1 protein-coding gene and 1 pseudogene are annotated in these 1,010 nt (G+C 46.8%); both read left to right on the forward strand.

Annotated features, from left to right (window positions below):
* Nucleotides 1-185 (forward strand): annotated as a pseudogene (locus ABD842_RS21200) (IS630-like element ISMae26 family transposase); the annotation flags it as partial.
* 314 nt (nucleotides 186-499) lie between these two features.
* Nucleotides 500-679: an SH3 domain-containing protein gene (locus ABD842_RS21205; RefSeq protein WP_425553189.1), complete on the forward strand. Its 180-nt coding sequence runs from the start codon at nucleotides 500-502 to the stop codon at nucleotides 677-679.
* Nucleotides 680-1,010: the final 331 nt, after the last annotated feature.

Genomic DNA, 1,010 nt, shown 5'->3' on the forward strand with positions numbered 1-1,010 from the left:
CCTACTCGCCCGACTTCACCCCCATCGAACAGGCCTGGAGCAAGCTTAAAACCAAGCTGCGCGCCAGCGCGGCCCGCTCCTACGACGCGCTGAAAGAGGGACTGCGAGAGGCCATCGACTGGATTACCAGCCAGGATGCCAAAAACTGGTTCGACCACTGCGGCTACCACACCCAGCCCGCTTGACCACTGGCCGCACCGTTCACGAATCCGCTATAGCTGCAAAATATTTGCCGGCCCAATAGACCTTTTAGTATAAATCGAGTAGATTAATTCGTTTGTTTGATGCGACTCACTCTAAACTTTACTGATCATAGACCATGAAATTTTTGATAACACCAATAATATTGACTGCTTTCTACGCACATAATTCAAAACTCGAAAAGTGGAAGCGAACAAGCAGTCAACAAGATCCTTCGGGTAATCATACAGCAACAACTAAGTCACGAACAAAGCTAATAGTAGGCGAAACCTACTATGTAAATGCTAATTTTTTGAATATGAGATATAAACCGGTCGCAAAAGGTCCGGTTGTGCAACAGTTTGGCCGGAACGCCACACTAACCGTAATTGAGATTGTTAAAAATAATTGGGCCCTAGTTCGGTATAATAATGAAGATGTTAGCGTAGGTGGTTATGTATCAAAGTGGTATCTGTCAGAAAAAAAACACCATGAGTAGTAAAATATTTATTATGGGCAAGGATCTTTTCCAGCTGGGTAACGTAGCACTACTGTTCCATCCGCAGGATTCGTGGTGTGGGTAGGATCCCCTGTTATAGCGGTTTCGTGAACCATATATTCTTTTTCAGGCTATCTGGACGTGGTAGCCACAGTGGTCAAACCAGTGTTGGGCAGGGTGTAATTCAAAACTACGCGTTGGGTTGGTAACTTAGGGTCTGGTCTACTCTACTTGCCCCATGACGAAAGAAGCCTACCTGGCGCTAGCCGCCGCCCAGTATGAGGAGTTGCGTGCCTTGGGCCAAGAGCCGGATTTTTACACACTGGAGGAG

This window comes from Hymenobacter algoricola (assembly GCF_039539525.1).
In the GTDB taxonomy this organism is placed as follows: Bacteria; Bacteroidota; Bacteroidia; order Cytophagales; family Hymenobacteraceae; genus Hymenobacter; species Hymenobacter algoricola.

Excerpts from the sequence above, each read along its gene's own strand:
- ABD842_RS21205 (WP_425553189.1), top strand. The coding sequence starts at position 500 with ATGAGATATAAACCGGTCGCAAAAGGTCCGGTTGTGCAACAGTTTGGC.